The 14,967-nt window shown below is 63.1% G+C and carries 13 protein-coding genes; 5 read left to right on the top strand and 8 right to left on the bottom strand.

All coding sequences use genetic code 11. From position 1 onward, the window contains the following. Positions 1-170: 170 nt before the first annotated feature. The 4 genes from trkA to def form a co-directional block, all read right to left on the bottom strand. A complete protein-coding gene (gene trkA / locus PSH86_RS00375; protein ID WP_116833842.1) occupies positions 171-1,544 on the bottom strand; it encodes a Trk system potassium transporter TrkA in 1,374 nt (457 codons plus the stop codon). Positions 1,545-1,569: 25 nt separating this feature from the next. Further along, positions 1,570-2,880 (bottom strand): 16S rRNA (cytosine(967)-C(5))-methyltransferase RsmB, encoded by a 1,311-nt coding sequence (gene rsmB / locus PSH86_RS00370; protein WP_305487054.1) that lies wholly within the window; start codon positions 2,878-2,880, stop codon positions 1,570-1,572. Further along, positions 2,877-3,836 (bottom strand): methionyl-tRNA formyltransferase, encoded by a 960-nt coding sequence (fmt, locus tag PSH86_RS00365; RefSeq protein ID WP_163855959.1) that lies wholly within the window; start codon positions 3,834-3,836, stop codon positions 2,877-2,879. Before fmt ends, rsmB begins: the two co-directional genes overlap by 4 nt. Before the next feature lie 71 nt (positions 3,837-3,907). After that, a complete protein-coding gene (gene def, locus PSH86_RS00360; protein WP_003196300.1) occupies positions 3,908-4,414 on the bottom strand; it encodes a peptide deformylase in 507 nt (168 codons plus the stop codon). 169 nt (positions 4,415-4,583) lie between these two features. Between def and PSH86_RS00355 the strand changes: the two genes are divergently transcribed. The 3 genes from PSH86_RS00355 to PSH86_RS00345 all read left to right on the top strand — a co-directional run bounded on the left by PSH86_RS00355 (position 4,584) and on the right by PSH86_RS00345 (position 7,403). Further along, complete coding sequence (locus tag PSH86_RS00355; RefSeq protein ID WP_109752891.1) at positions 4,584-5,609, top strand: LysM peptidoglycan-binding domain-containing protein; 1,026 nt, start codon at positions 4,584-4,586, stop codon at positions 5,607-5,609. 80 nt (positions 5,610-5,689) lie between these two features. Further along, positions 5,690-6,784, top strand: coding sequence for a DNA-processing protein DprA (gene dprA, locus PSH86_RS00350; protein WP_305487050.1), 1,095 nt, complete (start codon positions 5,690-5,692; stop codon positions 6,782-6,784). Positions 6,785-6,845: 61 nt separating this feature from the next. Then, a complete protein-coding gene (locus PSH86_RS00345) occupies positions 6,846-7,403 on the top strand; it encodes an L-threonylcarbamoyladenylate synthase (RefSeq protein WP_014335849.1) in 558 nt (185 codons plus the stop codon). A 288-nt stretch (positions 7,404-7,691) separates the two neighbouring features. Here PSH86_RS00345 and PSH86_RS00340 read toward each other — a convergent pair whose 3' ends face one another. Then, complete coding sequence (locus tag PSH86_RS00340) at positions 7,692-8,669, bottom strand: NADPH:quinone reductase (RefSeq protein ID WP_116833838.1); 978 nt, start codon at positions 8,667-8,669, stop codon at positions 7,692-7,694. 164 nt (positions 8,670-8,833) lie between these two features. Between PSH86_RS00340 and hemF the strand changes: the two genes are divergently transcribed. Together hemF and aroE are read left to right on the top strand one after the other, a co-directional pair. After that, positions 8,834-9,748, top strand: coding sequence for an oxygen-dependent coproporphyrinogen oxidase (gene hemF / locus PSH86_RS00335; RefSeq protein ID WP_109752887.1), 915 nt, complete (start codon positions 8,834-8,836; stop codon positions 9,746-9,748). A gap of 13 nt (positions 9,749-9,761) precedes the next feature. Beyond that, positions 9,762-10,583 (top strand): shikimate dehydrogenase, encoded by an 822-nt coding sequence (aroE, locus tag PSH86_RS00330; protein WP_305487045.1) that lies wholly within the window; start codon positions 9,762-9,764, stop codon positions 10,581-10,583. 153 nt (positions 10,584-10,736) lie between these two features. Here the strand turns inward: aroE and PSH86_RS00325 are convergent, their stop codons facing one another. The 3 genes from PSH86_RS00325 to betC form a co-directional block, all read right to left on the bottom strand. Continuing rightward, positions 10,737-12,305: a SulP family inorganic anion transporter gene (locus PSH86_RS00325; RefSeq protein WP_305487043.1), complete on the bottom strand. Its 1,569-nt coding sequence runs from the start codon at positions 12,303-12,305 to the stop codon at positions 10,737-10,739. A gap of 159 nt (positions 12,306-12,464) precedes the next feature. Continuing rightward, the gene (choX, locus tag PSH86_RS00320; protein ID WP_305487041.1) at positions 12,465-13,385 is read right to left on the bottom strand and encodes a choline ABC transporter substrate-binding protein; all 921 of its coding nucleotides are present in this window, start codon (positions 13,383-13,385) and stop codon (positions 12,465-12,467) included. 16 nt (positions 13,386-13,401) lie between these two features. After that, positions 13,402-14,916 (bottom strand): choline-sulfatase, encoded by a 1,515-nt coding sequence (gene betC / locus PSH86_RS00315; RefSeq protein ID WP_305487039.1) that lies wholly within the window; start codon positions 14,914-14,916, stop codon positions 13,402-13,404. Positions 14,917-14,967: the final 51 nt, after the last annotated feature.

Raw genomic sequence — 14,967 nt, 5'->3', positions numbered from 1 at the left:
AGGTCCTCTGGGGTTGTGTCAGTGATTGATCTGTCGAGTGTTAGATAGCTATCGCGAGCAGGCTCGCTCCCACAGAGGATCGCCATTGCTCACAAATACTGTGAACACCTCCCCCTTGTGGGAGCGGGCCTGCTCGCGATGAGGCCCTTCCTGTCACTGCATACTTTGGATCAGAAGAAACTCAACCCCACATGGAACAGCTTCTCGACGTCGCGAATGTGCTTCTTGTCCACCAGGAACAGGATCACATGGTCGCCGGTCTGGATGGTGGTGTCATCGTGGGCGATCAGTACTTCTTCGTCGCGGATGATTGCGCCGATGGTGGTGCCGGGTGGCAGGCCGATGTCGCGGATGGCCTTGCCGATGACTTTGCTGGACTTGGCGTCGCCATGGGCAATCGCCTCGATGGCTTCGGCCGCGCCGCGGCGCAGGGAGTGCACGCTGACGATGTCGCCACGGCGTACGTGGGCGAGCAAGGTGCCGATGGTTGCCAGTTGCGGGCTGATGGCGATGTCGATGTCACCGCCCTGGATCAGGTCGACGTAGGCTGGGTTGTTGATGATGGTCATGACCTTCTTCGCCCCCAGGCGCTTGGCCAGCAGCGACGACATGATGTTGGCTTCGTCGTCGTTGGTCAGGGCCAGGAAGATGTCGGCGTCGGCGATGTTTTCTTCCAGCAGCAGGTCGCGGTCCGAGGCACTGCCTTGCAATACCACGGTGCTGTCGAGGGTGTCCGAGAGGTAGCGGCAGCGGGCCGGATTCATCTCGATGATCTTGACCTGATAGCGGCTTTCGATGGCTTCGGCCAGGCGTTCGCCGATCTGCCCGCCGCCGGCGATGACGATGCGTTTGTAGTTCTCGTCCAGGCGACGCATTTCGCTCATGACCGCGCGAATGTTCGCCTTGGCGGCGATGAAGAACACTTCGTCGTCGGCTTCGATCACCGTGTCGCCCTGGGGCAGGATCGGTCGGTCACGACGGAAGATCGCCGCGACCCGGGTCTCGACATTCGGCATGTGCTCGCGCAACTGGCGCAGCTGCTGACCCACCAGCGGCCCGCCGTAGTAGGCCTTGACCGCCACCAGTTGCGCCTTGCCTTCGGCGAAGTCGATCACCTGCAAGGCGCCCGGGTGTTGGATCAGGCGCTTGATGTAGTTGGTCACCACCTGCTCGGGGCTGATCAGCACGTCTACCGGGATCGCTTCGTTGTCGAACAGGTCGGCGCGGGTCAGGTAGGCCGCTTCGCGCACCCGGGCGATTTTGGTCGGGGTGTGGAACAACGTATGGGCCACCTGGCAGGCGACCATGTTGGTTTCGTCGCTGTTGGTCACGGCCACGAGCATGTCGGCATCGTCGGCGCCGGCCTGGCGCAGCACTGTCGGCAACGAACCCCGGCCTTGTACGGTACGGATGTCGAGGCGGTCGCCGAGGTCGCGCAGGCGTTCGCCGTCGGTGTCGACCACGGTGATGTCGTTGGCCTCGCTGGCCAGGTGTTCCGCCAGCGAACCACCGACCTGCCCTGCGCCGAGGATGATGATTTTCATCCACTCACTCCCTATCGAATCGGTTTTAACCGCGTGCGGCGGCGATCTTGATCAGCTTGGCGTAGTAGAACCCGTCATGCCCACCTTCCTGGGCCAGCAACTGGCGGCCATGGGGCTGCTTGAGGCCGGCCTGGCTGGCGATGTCCAGCTCCCGGGCGCCCGGGGTGCGGGCGAGGAAGGCTTCGATCACTTCGGTGTTCTCGGTCGGCAAGGTCGAACAGGTGGCGTAGAGCAGCATGCCGCCCACTTCCAGGGTCAACCACAGGGCGTCGAGCAGTTCGCCCTGCAACACGGCCAGTGCGGCGATGTCGTCCGGCTGGCGGGTCAACTTGATGTCCGGATGACGGCGGATCACGCCGGTGGCCGAGCATGGCGCGTCGAGGAGGATGCGCTGGAACGGTTTGCCATCCCACCAGGTCGCGGTGTCGCGACCGTCGGCGGCGATCAGTTCGGCCTCCAGGCCCAGGCGTTCGAGGTTTTCCTTCACCCGCACCAGGCGCTTGGCTTCCAGGTCCACCGCCACCACGCCGGCCAGCTTTGGCTCGACCTCGAGGATGTGACAAGTCTTGCCACCCGGCGCGCAGCAGGCGTCCAGCACCCGTTGGCCGGGCGCCAGTTCCAGCAGGTCGGCGGCCAGTTGGGCGGCTTCGTCCTGGACGCTGATCCAGCCCTCGGCGAAGCCCGGCAGTGCGCGCACATCGCCGGGGGTTTCCAGCACGATGCCGTCGCGGCTGTACTGGCACGGGATGGCCGGGATACCCGCCTCGCCCAGAAACGCCAGGTAGGCATCGCGGCTATGGTGGCGACGGTTGACCCGCAGGATCATCGGCGGATGGGCGTTGTTGGCCGCGCAGATGGCTTCCCATTGCTCGGGCCAGAACGCCTTGAGGGATTTCTGCAGCCAGCGCGGGTGGGCGGTGCGCACCACCGGATCGTGTTCCAGCTCGGCCAGCAGCGTTTCGCTTTCCCGTTGGGCGCGGCGCAATACAGCATTGAGCAGGGCCTTGGCCCAGGGCTTTTTCAGCTTGTCGGCGCAGCCCACAGTTTCGCCGATGGCGGCGTGGGCGGGGACGCGGGTGTAGAGCAGTTGATAGAGCCCCACCAGCAGCAGCGCCTCGACGTCGGCATCGGCGGCCTTGAACGGCTTCTGCAACAGCTTGGCCGCCAGGGCCGACAAGCGCGGCTGCCAACGGGCGGTGCCGAATGCCAGGTCCTGGGTGAAACCGCGATCACGGTCTTCCACCTTGTCCAGCTGGGTCGGCAGGGAACTGTTGAGCGAGGCTTTGCCGTTGAGGACGGCAGCCAGTGCCTTGGCGGCGGCCAGACGTGGGTTCATGAGGCGTCCGCCGCTTGGCCCAGGACGGTGCCGACGGCAAATTTCTCACGGCGGCTGTTGAACAAATCGCTGAAGTTCAGCGCCTTGCCGCCGGGCAGTTGCAGACGTGTCAGGCACAACGCCTGCTCACCGCAGGCCACCACCAGACCGTCCTTGCTGGCACTGAGGATTTCACCCGGTGTGCCCTTGCCTTCGGTGCGGCTGGCGGCCAGCACTTTCAGGGCCTCGCCGTTCAAGGTGCTGTGGCAGATCGGCCAGGGGTTGAAGGCCCGAACGAGGCGCTCCAGCTCGATGGCCGGGTGGCTCCAGTCGATGCGGGCCTCGTCCTTGTTCAGTTTGTGCGCGTAGGTGGCGAGGCTGTCATCCTGCACTTCGCCTTCCAGCGTGCCGGCGGCCAGGCCGGCAATGGCCTGGACCACGGCCGGCGGGCCGATCAGGGCGAGGCGGTCGTGCAGGCTGCCGCCGGTGTCTTCGGCGCTGATGGGGGTGCTGACCTTGAGCAGCATCGGTCCGGTGTCCAGGCCGGCTTCCATGCGCATCACCGTGACGCCGCTCATCGCATCGCCGGCTTCCACGGCGCGCTGGATCGGCGCCGCACCGCGCCAGCGCGGCAGCAGCGAGGCGTGGCTGTTGATGCAACCCAGGCGCGGGATGTCCAGCACCACTTGGGGCAGGATCAGGCCGTAGGCGACCACCACCATCAAGTCCGGCTTCAGCGCCGCCAGTTCGGCCTGGGCTTGGGCGTCGCGCAGGGTCGGCGGCTGCAACACCTCGATGCCGTGCTCCAGGGCCAGTTGCTTGACCGGGCTGGGCATCAGTTTTTGCCCGCGACCGGCCGGGCGATCCGGCTGGGTGTAGACCGCGACGATTTCGTGGGGGCTGGCCAGCAGGGCCTTGAGGTGTTCGGCGGCAAATTCGGGAGTGCCGGCAAAGACGATGCGCAGTGGCTCAGTCATGGGAAGCTCTCAGTTACAAAGCAGTCGCAAAAAGAAAAAGGCTTGCCGCGGCAAGCCTTTTAAGGAGGGCATCAAGCATTCTGGCGATGAAGTTTTTCCAGTTTTTTCTTGATCCGGTCACGCTTGAGGGTGGACAGGTAATCGACGAACAACTTGCCGTTGAGGTGGTCACACTCGTGCTGGATGCACACCGCCAGCAGGCCTTCGGCGATCAGTTCGTAAGGTTGGCCGTCGCGGTCCAGGGCCTTGATCTTGACCTTCTGCGGGCGGTCGACGTTTTCGTAGAAGCCCGGCACCGAGAGGCAGCCTTCCTGGTATTGGTCCATCTCGTCGGTCAGGGTTTCGAACTCGGGGTTGATGAACACCCGCGGCTCGCTGCGGTCTTCGGAAAGGTCCATCACGACGATACGCTTGTGCACGTTGACCTGGGTCGCGGCAAGGCCGATGCCTGGCGCCTCATACATTGTTTCAAACATGTCGTCGACCAACTGACGCACTTCGTCGTCCACTACGGCCACCGGTTTGGCGATAGTGCGCAGGCGCGGGTCCGGGAATTCGAGAATGTTCAAAATGGCCATAAGCTTGATAAATGCACGTGTGAGGTAAAGTCGGGTGGCTGGCCTGGCGTGTCTTGGGATGCAGGCTACCGTTGTAAAACGTTGCTCTTGTGAAGAATAGCGCCTCACGGAGCGAGCCACGGGGGCTCTGGCGTTTTACGCGAACGCACATAATAAAGGGATTCACCGCATGAGGAAATCACTACTCGCCCTGCTGCTCCTGGCCTCGGCCGGTATCGCGCACGGGCAAGTGCAACTTCGGGAAGGTTTTCCCCAGCAATACACGGTGGTGACGGGGGACACACTCTGGGACATTTCCGGCAAATACCTGCGCGAGCCGTGGAAATGGCCGGAGCTCTGGCAGGCCAACCCGCAAATCGAAAACCCCAACCTGATCTATCCCGGCGATACCCTGTCGCTGGTCTACGTCAACGGCCAGCCGCGCCTGACCCTCAATCGCGGCGCCTCGCGCGGCACGATCAAGCTGTCGCCGCGCATTCGCAGCTCGCCGGTGGCCGATGCCATCCCGAGCATCCCGTTGCAAGCCATCAACAGTTTTTTGCTGAGCAATCGCATCGTCGACACGCCTGAGGAATTCAACAAGGCGCCGTACATCGTCGCCGGCAACGCCGAGCGGGTCCTCAGCGGCATGGGGGATCGGGTCTTTGCCCGTGGCTCGTTCGATGCGGGCCAGTCGGCCTACGGCATCTTCCGCCAGGGCAAGGTCTACACCGACCCCGAGACCAAGGAATTTTTGGGCATCAACGCCGACGACATCGGCGGCGGCGAGGTGGTCGCTACCGAAGGCGACGTCACCACCCTGGCCCTGCAACGCACCACTCAGGAAGTGCGCCTGGGTGATCGCCTGTTCAGCGGCGAAGAGCGCTCGATCAATTCGACGTTCATGCCCAGCGCGCCGAAATCGGACATCAACGGGTTGATCCTGGACGTGCCCCGGGGCGTGACCCAGATCGGCGCGCTGGACGTGGTCACCCTGAACAAAGGCCGCCGTGACGGTCTGACCGAAGGCAATGTGCTGGCGGTGATGAAGACCGGTGAAACCGTACGCGACCGCATCACCGGCGAGTCGGTGAAAATCCCCGATGAGCGGGCCGGCCTGCTGATGGTGTTCCGCACTTACGACAAGCTCAGCTACGGCCTGGTGCTGTACGCCTCGCGCTCGTTGGCAGTGCTCGACAAGGTCCGTAATCCATAACGGGTCTCACAAGTTACCAACAGAGTTATCCACAGCTTGTTCCCGTTTGTACGGGGCTTATAACGGTCAAGGATGATCGCATGTCACTACCTGAATCTGCTCCGGTTTCCCCTGCGGAACTGGAGGCCCGGCTACGCCTTCACCGCTTGCCGGAACTGGGACCCAAGCGGTTCATGACCCTGATGGAGGCCTTCGGCTCGGCGTCCAAGGCCATCAGTGCACCGGCCAGCGCCTGGCGCGCATTGGGCTTGCCGCTGGTCAGCGCCGAGGCCCGGCGCAGCTCGGATGTGCGTGACGGCGCCGCCCATGCATTGGCCTGGCTAGAGCGTGCGGGCCAGCATTTACTGATGTGGGACCAACCCGACTACCCGGCGCTGCTGGCGCAAATCAGCGACGCGCCGCCGCTGCTGTTCGTCGCCGGCGACACCTCGATCCTGGAAAAACCCCAGCTGGCGATGGTCGGCAGTCGTCGGGCATCGCGGCCGGGCATGGACACTGCGGCGGCGTTTTCCCGAAGCCTGGCCGGGGCCGGTTTTGTCATCACCAGCGGCCTGGCCCTGGGCATCGATGCGGCGGCTCATCAGGCGGCGCTGGATGTGGGCGGGCGCACCGTCGGGGTGCTGGGCACCGGCCTGGAAAATTTTTATCCACAGCGCAATCGTCGGCTGGCGGACGCGATGATTGCCCAAGGCAGCGCGGTAGTGTCGGAGTTCCCGTTGGACGCGCCGCCCCATGCCAGCAACTTTCCGCGTCGCAACCGGATCATCAGCGGTTTGTCCCTGGGTGTGCTGGTGGTCGAGGCCAGTGTCGCCAGCGGTTCGCTGATCACCGCCCGACTGGCGGCGGAACAGGGTCGCGAGGTCTACGCCATCCCTGGATCGATCCATCACCCCGGGGCCCGAGGCTGCCATCAGTTGATCCGCGACGGTGCCGCACTGGTGGAAACCGTCGAACACATCCTTGAGGCGCTGCGCGGTTGGCAACAGTTACCGCCGGCCTCGGAACCCGTGCCCGTGACCCATCCGCTGCTACGCCTGCTGCATGCCGCGCCGCTGAGCAGCGAAGCGCTGGCCGACGCCAGCGGCTGGGGTTTGCCCAAAGTGCTGGCGGCGCTGACCGAGCTGGAAATGGAAGGACGCGCCACCTGCGACAACGGACGCTGGTTCGCGCGCTAGGTTTTATGAGGAAGATCGGTAAACTGCCCACAGCCTTATTTGCGTTGCGGGAGAATCTTTCATGGTCAACAGTTGGCGTGTGCAACAAGCCGCGCGAGAAATTCGCGCCGGGGCGGTGATTGCCTATCCAACCGAAGCGGTATGGGGCCTGGGCTGCGACCCGTGGAACGAGGAGGCGGTGGAACGCCTGCTGGCGATCAAGTCGCGGCTGCCCGACAAAGGGCTGATCCTGGTGGCGGACAACATCCACCAGTTCGACTTTCTGTTCGAAGACTTCCCCGAAACCTGGATGGACCGCATGGCCAGCACCTGGCCCGGGCCCAATACCTGGCTGGTGCCGCACCAGAACCTGTTGCCTGAATGGATCACCGGGGTGCACGACACCGTCGCGCTGCGGGTCAGCGATCATCCTACCGTGCGTGATTTGTGCTCACTGGTGGGCCCGCTGGTGTCCACCTCGGCCAACCCGCAAGGGCGCCCGGCGGCGCGCACGCGGATTCGTGTCGAGCAGTATTTCCGTGGGCAGATCGACCTGGTGTTGGGCGGCAACCTGGGCGGGCGCAAGAACCCCAGCGTGATTCGTGACCTGGCGACCGGCAAAGTGGTGCGGCCGGACTAGGCGCGAACACACATCCCCTCTTCGACACAGATCCCATGTGGGAGCGGGCTTGCTCGCGAAGGCGCCGGCACATCCAACATTGATGCAAGCTGACCCACCGCTTTCGCGAGCAAGCCCGCTCCCACAAAGGTTTTGTGGTGAACACAGTATTTATGAACACCACAGACCGAGTGTGGGAGCGAGCCTGCTCGCGATGGCGTCAGGTCAGCCAGCATTGATGTTGGCTGATCCACCGCCTTCGCGAGCAGGCTCGCTCCCACAGGTTTTTCAATCCAGGATCACCGAATTTCAGGGCAGGAGAATGGTCGACCCGGTCGTGCGCCGTGCCGACAACTCGGTATGAGCCTTGGCCGCTTCCGCCAGTGGATAACGCTGGTTGATGTCCACCGTGATCTTGCCGCTGGCGATCATCCCGAACAGCTCATCGGCCATGCGTTGCAGGTTTTCGGCGTTGTTGGCGTAAGTCGCCAGGGTCGGGCGGGTAACGTACAGCGAGCCCTTGGCCGCGAGAATCCCCAGGTTCACGCCGTCCACCGCACCCGAGGCATTGCCGAAGCTGACCACCAGGCCACGGGGGGCGACGCTGTCCAGGGAGGTCAGCCAGGTGTCCTTGCCCACTCCGTCGTACACCACGGGCACTTTCTTGCCGTCAGTCAGCTCCAGCACCCGCTGTGCGACGTTTTCCTTGCTGTAGTCAATGGTTTCCCAGGCGCCATGGGCTTTGGCGATGGCGGCTTTTTCCGGCGAGCTGACGGTGCCGATCAGCTTCACGCCCAGGGCCTTGGCCCACTGGCAGGCCAAGGAACCCACGCCACCGGCAGCGGCGTGGAACAGGATGGTTTCGCCGCCCTGGAGTTCATAGGTCTGGCGCAACAGGTATTGCACGGTCAGGCCCTTGAGCATCACGCCAGCGGCCTGTTCGAAACTGATGGATTCGGGCAGGTGCACCAGGTTGGCCTCGGGCAACACATGCACCTCGCTGTAGGCCCCCAGTGGGCCGCTGCCGTACGCCACCCGGTCGCCGACCTTGAACCGCGTGACATCTGAACCGACCGCCTCGACCACCCCCGCGCCCTCGGCACCCAGGCCCGACGGCAACGCTGGCGGCGGATAAAGACCGCTGCGGTAGTAGGTGTCGATGAAATTCAGGCCGATCGCCTTGTTGTTGACGCGCACCTGCTGCGGGCCCGGCTCGGCAGGCTGGTAGCCGACGTACTCGAGCACTTCGGGACCGCCGTGGGAACTGAACTGGATACGTTTGGCCATCTTCACTTTCTCCTTGTCGCGGGACTTTTAACCAAGCCTTCTATCGGACTCCTAAGCTTGACCGTCGTCAACTGTGGTGTCGGCAAGTGCGGTGGTATCCTGTGCGCCCATTTGCCACCGGCCCGCTATACGCCGCGTAGCGTAGCCCTGAACAAGGTGATGTCATGTCCACTCGCACCGAGGCCGTGAAAGCCTACCTGCTCGACTTGCAAGACCGTATCTGCACCGCCCTGGAAACCGAGGACGGCGGCACTCGCTTCGTCGAAGATGCCTGGACCCGGCCAGCCGGTGGTGGCGGTCGCACGCGCGTGATCGAAAACGGCACGGTGATCGAAAAGGGCGGCGTCAACTTTTCCCACGTCTTCGGCAGTGGCCTGCCACCCTCGGCCAGCGCCCATCGGCCGGAACTGGCCGGGCGCGGCTTCGAAGCCCTGGGCGTGTCGCTGGTGATCCACCCGCACAACCCCCATGTGCCGACCTCCCACGCCAACGTGCGGTTCTTCATCGCCGAGAAGGAAGGCGAAGAGCCGGTCTGGTGGTTTGGCGGCGGCTTCGACCTGACGCCGTACTACGGCGTGGAAGAAGACTGCGTCCATTGGCACCGTGTCGCCGAGCAGGCCTGCGCGCCGTTCGGCCCCGAGGTGTATCCGCGCTACAAGGCCTGGTGCGACAGCTACTTCCACCTCAAGCATCGCAACGAGCCCCGGGGCATTGGCGGCCTGTTTTTCGATGACCTGAACGAGTGGGGTTTCGACACCTGCTTCGCCTTCATTCGCGCCATCGGCGACGCCTACATCGAGGCGTACCTGCCGATCGTGCGCCGCCGCAAGCACGACGCGTTCACCGCCAAACAGCGGGAGTTCCAGGAGTTTCGCCGTGGACGCTACGTGGAATTCAACCTGGTCTACGACCGCGGCACCCTGTTCGGGCTGCAATCGGGCGGGCGTACCGAATCGATCCTGATGTCGCTGCCGCCGCAAGTGCGCTGGGGCTATGACTGGAAAGCCGAGCCGGGCAGCGAAGAAGCGCGGCTGACCGAGTATTTCCTGCAGGATCGCGATTGGCTGGCGACGGCCTGAACGAGGATTATCCATGGACCGCTACGTTGTAATGGGTAACCCGATCGGCCACAGCAAGTCGCCGTTGATCCATCGCCTGTTTGCCGAGCAGACCGGACAAACCCTGGACTACAGCACGCTGCTGGCGCCCCTGGAGGATTTCGTCGGCTGCGCCCGGGAATTTTTCCGCGAAGGTCGTGGGGCAAATGTCACGGTGCCGTTCAAGGAGGACGCCTTCCGCCTGGCCGACAGCCTGACCGAACGCGCCCAGCGGGCCGGGGCGGTCAATACGTTGAGCAAACTGGCTGACGGCCGCCTGCTGGGGGACAACACCGACGGCGCCGGGCTGGTCCGGGACCTGACCGTCAACGCCGGCTTCAGCCTCAAGGGCAAGCGCATCCTGTTGCTGGGCGCCGGTGGTGCGGTGCGTGGCGCCCTGGAACCCCTGCTGGCCGAAGCGCCGGCCTCGGTGATCATCGCCAATCGCACGGTGGAAAAGGCCGAATTGCTGGCCAAGTCGTTCGCCGACCTGGGCCCGGTTTCCGCCAGCGGGTTCGACTGGCTGCAAGAACCGGTGGACCTGATCATCAATGCCACCTCCGCAAGCCTGTCGGGGGACGTGCCGCCGATTGCCACTAGCTTGATCGAGCCCGGCAAGACGGTTTGCTACGACATGATGTATGGCAAGGAACCGACCTCATTCTGCCGTTGGGCCAGCGAACACGGTGCGGCGGTGGCGATGGATGGCCTGGGAATGTTGGCCGAGCAGGCCGGCGAAGCCTTCTACCTGTGGCGTGGCGTACGCCCTGATACCGCGCCGGTGCTGGCCGAACTACGCCGCCAGTTGGCGCTCTAGGCTTTAGGCTATTGTGGCGAGGGGATTTATCCCCGCTGGGGCGCGAAGCGGCCCCGTTTTTTGGAACTGCTTCGCAGTCCAACGGGGATAAATCCCCTCGCCACAGGTGTGTGAGCCCACAAGGCTATGAGCCTTAAGCTCTCTGCAACCTCTTCAATCCTCAAAGTGAATCGGGCACTTCTGCGCCCCCTCCAACTTCAGCAACTCCTCCACCACCTGGGGCCGGGCCATGCGCAAGGTCAGGCTACGCCCTTGGCTAAGCAGGCGCCGAGCTTCCTGGTGGAGCATTTCCACCCCGGAATAATCGATGAAGTTGATCTGCTGGGCATCGATGATCACCCGCTGCGCCTGCAACCGTTGCAGGCGCGCTTGCAGGTAATGGCTGGCCCCGAAAAAGATCGAGCCGCCGACCCGCAGGATCTCCGCTTCCCCTTCGCGAAAATGCTGCACTCGCGGCTGCGAGGTGCGCTTGAGGTAAAAGAACAGCGAGGCCAACACACCGGCATAGATGGCGGTTTGCAGCTCCAGCAGCAACGTGGCCAGGCAGGTCAGGCTCATCACCACGAATTCGGCACGGCTGACCCGGTACAACGCGCGGAGGCCGCGATGGTCCACCAGCCCCCAGGCGATCAACAGAATGCTGCCGGCCATGGCTGGAATCGGGATGTGCGCGATCAGATTCGCCCCGGCGACCGCAAACAACGCCACCCACAAGGCCGAGAACACCCCGGCCAACGGCGAGCAGGCCCCGGCTTCATAGCTGAGGCCCGAACGGGTAAAGGAACCGGCTGACAATGACCCGGAGAAAAATCCGCCAACGATGTTGGAAAGCCCCTGCGCCCTCACCTCCTGATTCGCATCAAGCAACTGCCCGGAACGCACCGACAACGAGCGGGCGATGGACAGACTGGTGACCAACCCGAGCATGCCCACCGCGACCGCACCGGGCAGCAGGCGCAGGATCAACTCCAGGTCCAGCGGCAGCGGCGTGAACGGTGGCAGGCGCCCGGCAAAGGCACTGACCAGCGCCACATGCCCGAACATCGCCGGCCACAGCCAGACCACCAGGCTGCTGATGACCAAGGTTATCAACAGGCTCGGCCAACGTGGCAGCAAACGCTTGAGCACCACGCCCAGCACCAAAGTGCCGATTCCCAGCAGCAACGACGGCTTATCCACAGCCTCGATGTGGCTGAGCAACATCAGCAGGCCTTTCAACGCCGTGGCTTCGTTCGGCAGGTCGAGACCCAGCAGGTTCGGCAACTGCCCCAGCGCAATGACCACCGCCGCCCCCAGGGTGAACCCCAGCACCACCGAGTGGGAGACGAAATTCACCAGCGCGCCGAACCGCAACAGCCCCAGCAGCCATTGGAAAATACCGGCCAACACTGTCAGTAACAGGATCAAGGTCACGTAGTCATCAGTGGCGGGCACGGCCAGAGGGCTGACGCTGGCATACAGGACGATGGAAATCGCCGCCGTAGGACCGCAGATCAGATGCCAGGACGAGCCCCACAAACAAGCGATCAACACCGGGACAATCGCCGCGTACAAGCCGTATTCAGGTGGCAAACCGGCAATCAGGGCGTAGGCGATGGATTGCGGCAACGCGAGAATCGCGCCGCTGAGGCCAACGATCAGGTCACGGCCGACACTGGCACGGGTCTGCCGGGGCAGCCAGTTCAGGAAAGGCAAGAGTGAACGGCGCGTGGGGATTGCCATGGGGCCTCAAGGATGGGGTTTGGCGCAAGAGTATCAGGTGAACCAATGTGGCGAGGGAGCTTGCTCCCGCTCGGTCGCGCAGCGGCCGCAAAAATTGGGACCGCTGCGCAGTTCAGCGGGAGCAAGCTCCCTCGCCACAAAAGCGGCTCGCGATTATGCCTAGAGCTTGGCCTTCACCGCCGCCAACGCATCCTTGCCGTCCACCGTCTTCACGCCGTCCAGCCACTTATCCAGCACCGCCGGATTCGCCTTGATCCAGGCCTTGGCCGCATCGGCGTTGCTGACTTTGTTGTTCACCACCTCGGACATGATGTTGTTTTCCATTTCCTGGGTGAAGCTCAGGTTGGTCAACAGCTTGCCAACGTTCGGACAGGCCTGTGCATAACCCTTGCGGGTCAAGGTATAGACGCTACCGGTGTCGCCGAAGTACTTCTCGCCACCCTTGAGGTAGTGCATTTTCAGTTGCACGTTCATCGGGTGCGGGGTCCAGCCGAGGAAGGTCACGAACTTCTGTTTCTTCACGGCCCGGGAAACTTCCGCCAGCATCGCCTGTTCGCTGGATTCCACCAGTTTCCATTCGCCCATGCCGAAGTCATTGGTCTTGATGATTTCTTTCAGGGAAAGGTTGGCCGGGGCGCCGGAACCGATGCCGTAGATCTTCTTCTCGAACTTGTCGGCAAATTTATTCAAATCGGCAAAGTTATGCACACCCGCGTCCCAGACATAGTCCGGTACCGCCAGGGTGAATTCCGTACCGTCCAGGTTCTTGGCCAATTGCGTGACATCGCCATTGGCCACGAACTTGTCGTAGAAGCCCTGCTGCGCCGGCATCCAGTTACCCAGGAACACATCCACCTGGCCGTCCTTGAGGCCACCGAAGGTGATGGGCACCGCAAGGGTGTCGACCTTGGCCTTGTAGCCCATCCCGTCCAGCAGGAAACCGGTGATCGCATTGGTCGCGGCGATGTCGCTCCAGCCCGGGTCGGCCATCTTCACGGTTTCGCAGCTTTGCTCGGCCCACGCCGAAGCACTGCTCAACGCCAACAGCCCGGCGGTCAGTACTGTGGATAACTTTTGCATGTGTTTGCCCCTTACGTTATTGGTTTTGGCAGGGTTGTGGATAACGGGCCTTGCGCTCCAGATCGTCGAGGTCGATGTGGTTACGCATGTACTGCTGGCTGGCGTCCACCAGCGGCTGGTGGTCCCAGCTCTTGAGTTTGCCCAGGGTCAGCGCCTGGGCGACGAAACGGCGGCGTCGCTGGCTGGCGAGCACCTGTTGGTGAATCGTCGGAATGTCCCATTTGGCGCGCGCCTCGGCGAGAAAATCGGCGAACACGGATTGATGCTCGGGGGATTGGCTGAGATTTTCCAGTTCCTTCGGGTCTTTGCGCACGTCGAACAGCAGGCATGGGTCATCTTCGCTGTAGATGAATTTCCACGGGCCGCGGCGGATCATCATCAATGGGCTGATGGTGCCTTCGGCCATGTATTCACCGAAGACTTCGTCATGCCCGCCCTGCCCTTGCAGATGCGGCACCAGTGAGCGGCCATCCAGCGGCAAGCCCGGCTCCAGCGTGCCGCCGGCCAGCTCCACCAGGGTCGGCAGCAAGTCGGCGGTGGACACGGCTGCGCTCACCCGGCCGCTGGCGAACTGCCCCGGCGCACTGATCAGCAACGGTACGCGGGCAGCCATTTCGAACCAGTGCATTTTGTACCAGAGGCCCTTTTCGCCGAGCATGTCCCCATGATCGCCGGAGAACACGATGATGGTGTCGTCCAGCAAACCGGTGTCTTCCAGGGTTTGCAGGAGTTTGCCGACGTTGCTGTCGATGTAGCTGCAGGCGCCGAAGTAGGCACGACGGGCATCACGAATCTTATCCACAGGCAGTGGCTTGTCCCACAGGTCATAGACCTTCAGCAGTCGCTGGGAATGTGGATCGAGTTCTGTTTGCGCCGGGGTCTGCGGCAACGGGATGTCGTTGTCGTCATACAAATCCCAGAACGCCTTGGGAATCGTGTACGGGTCGTGTGGGTGGGTCATCGATACGGTGAGGCAAAACGGCTGGTCACCGTCCTCGCGGATGTGGTCGAACAGGTACTGCTGGGCCTTGAACACCACTTCTTCATCGAAATCCAGCTGGTTGGTGCGCACGCACGGCCCGGCCTGCAACACCGACGACATGTTGTGGTACCAACTCGGCCGCACATCCGGCTCGTCCCAGTTCACCGCCCAGCCGTAGTCGGCCGGGTAAATGTCACTGGTCAAGCGCTCTTCGTAGCCGTGCAACTGGTCCGGCCCGCAAAAGTGCATCTTGCCGGACAGCGCCGTGCGATAGCCAAGGCGCCGCAGGTAATGGGCGTAGGTCGGCACGTCCGCCGGGAAATCCGCCGCGTTGTCGTACGCACCGATCTTGCTCGGCAATTGGCCGCTCACCAGGGTAAAACGCGACGGGGCGCACAGCGGGCTGTTGCAATAGGCAGCATCGAACACCACGCCCTCGGCGGCCAGACGCGACAGGTTCGGCAGCTTGATCGGCGAAGGACCGTAGATCGGCAACATTGGCGCGGCCATTTGATCGGCCATGATGAAAAGAATGTTCTTGCGCTTCATGTATTCGCGGCATTCCATAGTAGGCAGTTATGCGACATTGCTGCGATTGAG

The organism is Pseudomonas sp. FP2300, assembly GCF_030687595.1.
Classification (GTDB): domain Bacteria; phylum Pseudomonadota; class Gammaproteobacteria; order Pseudomonadales; family Pseudomonadaceae; genus Aquipseudomonas; species Aquipseudomonas bijieensis.
The sequence above is the reverse complement of the archived record's forward strand: the minus strand, read 5'-3'. Positions and strand labels throughout refer to the sequence as shown.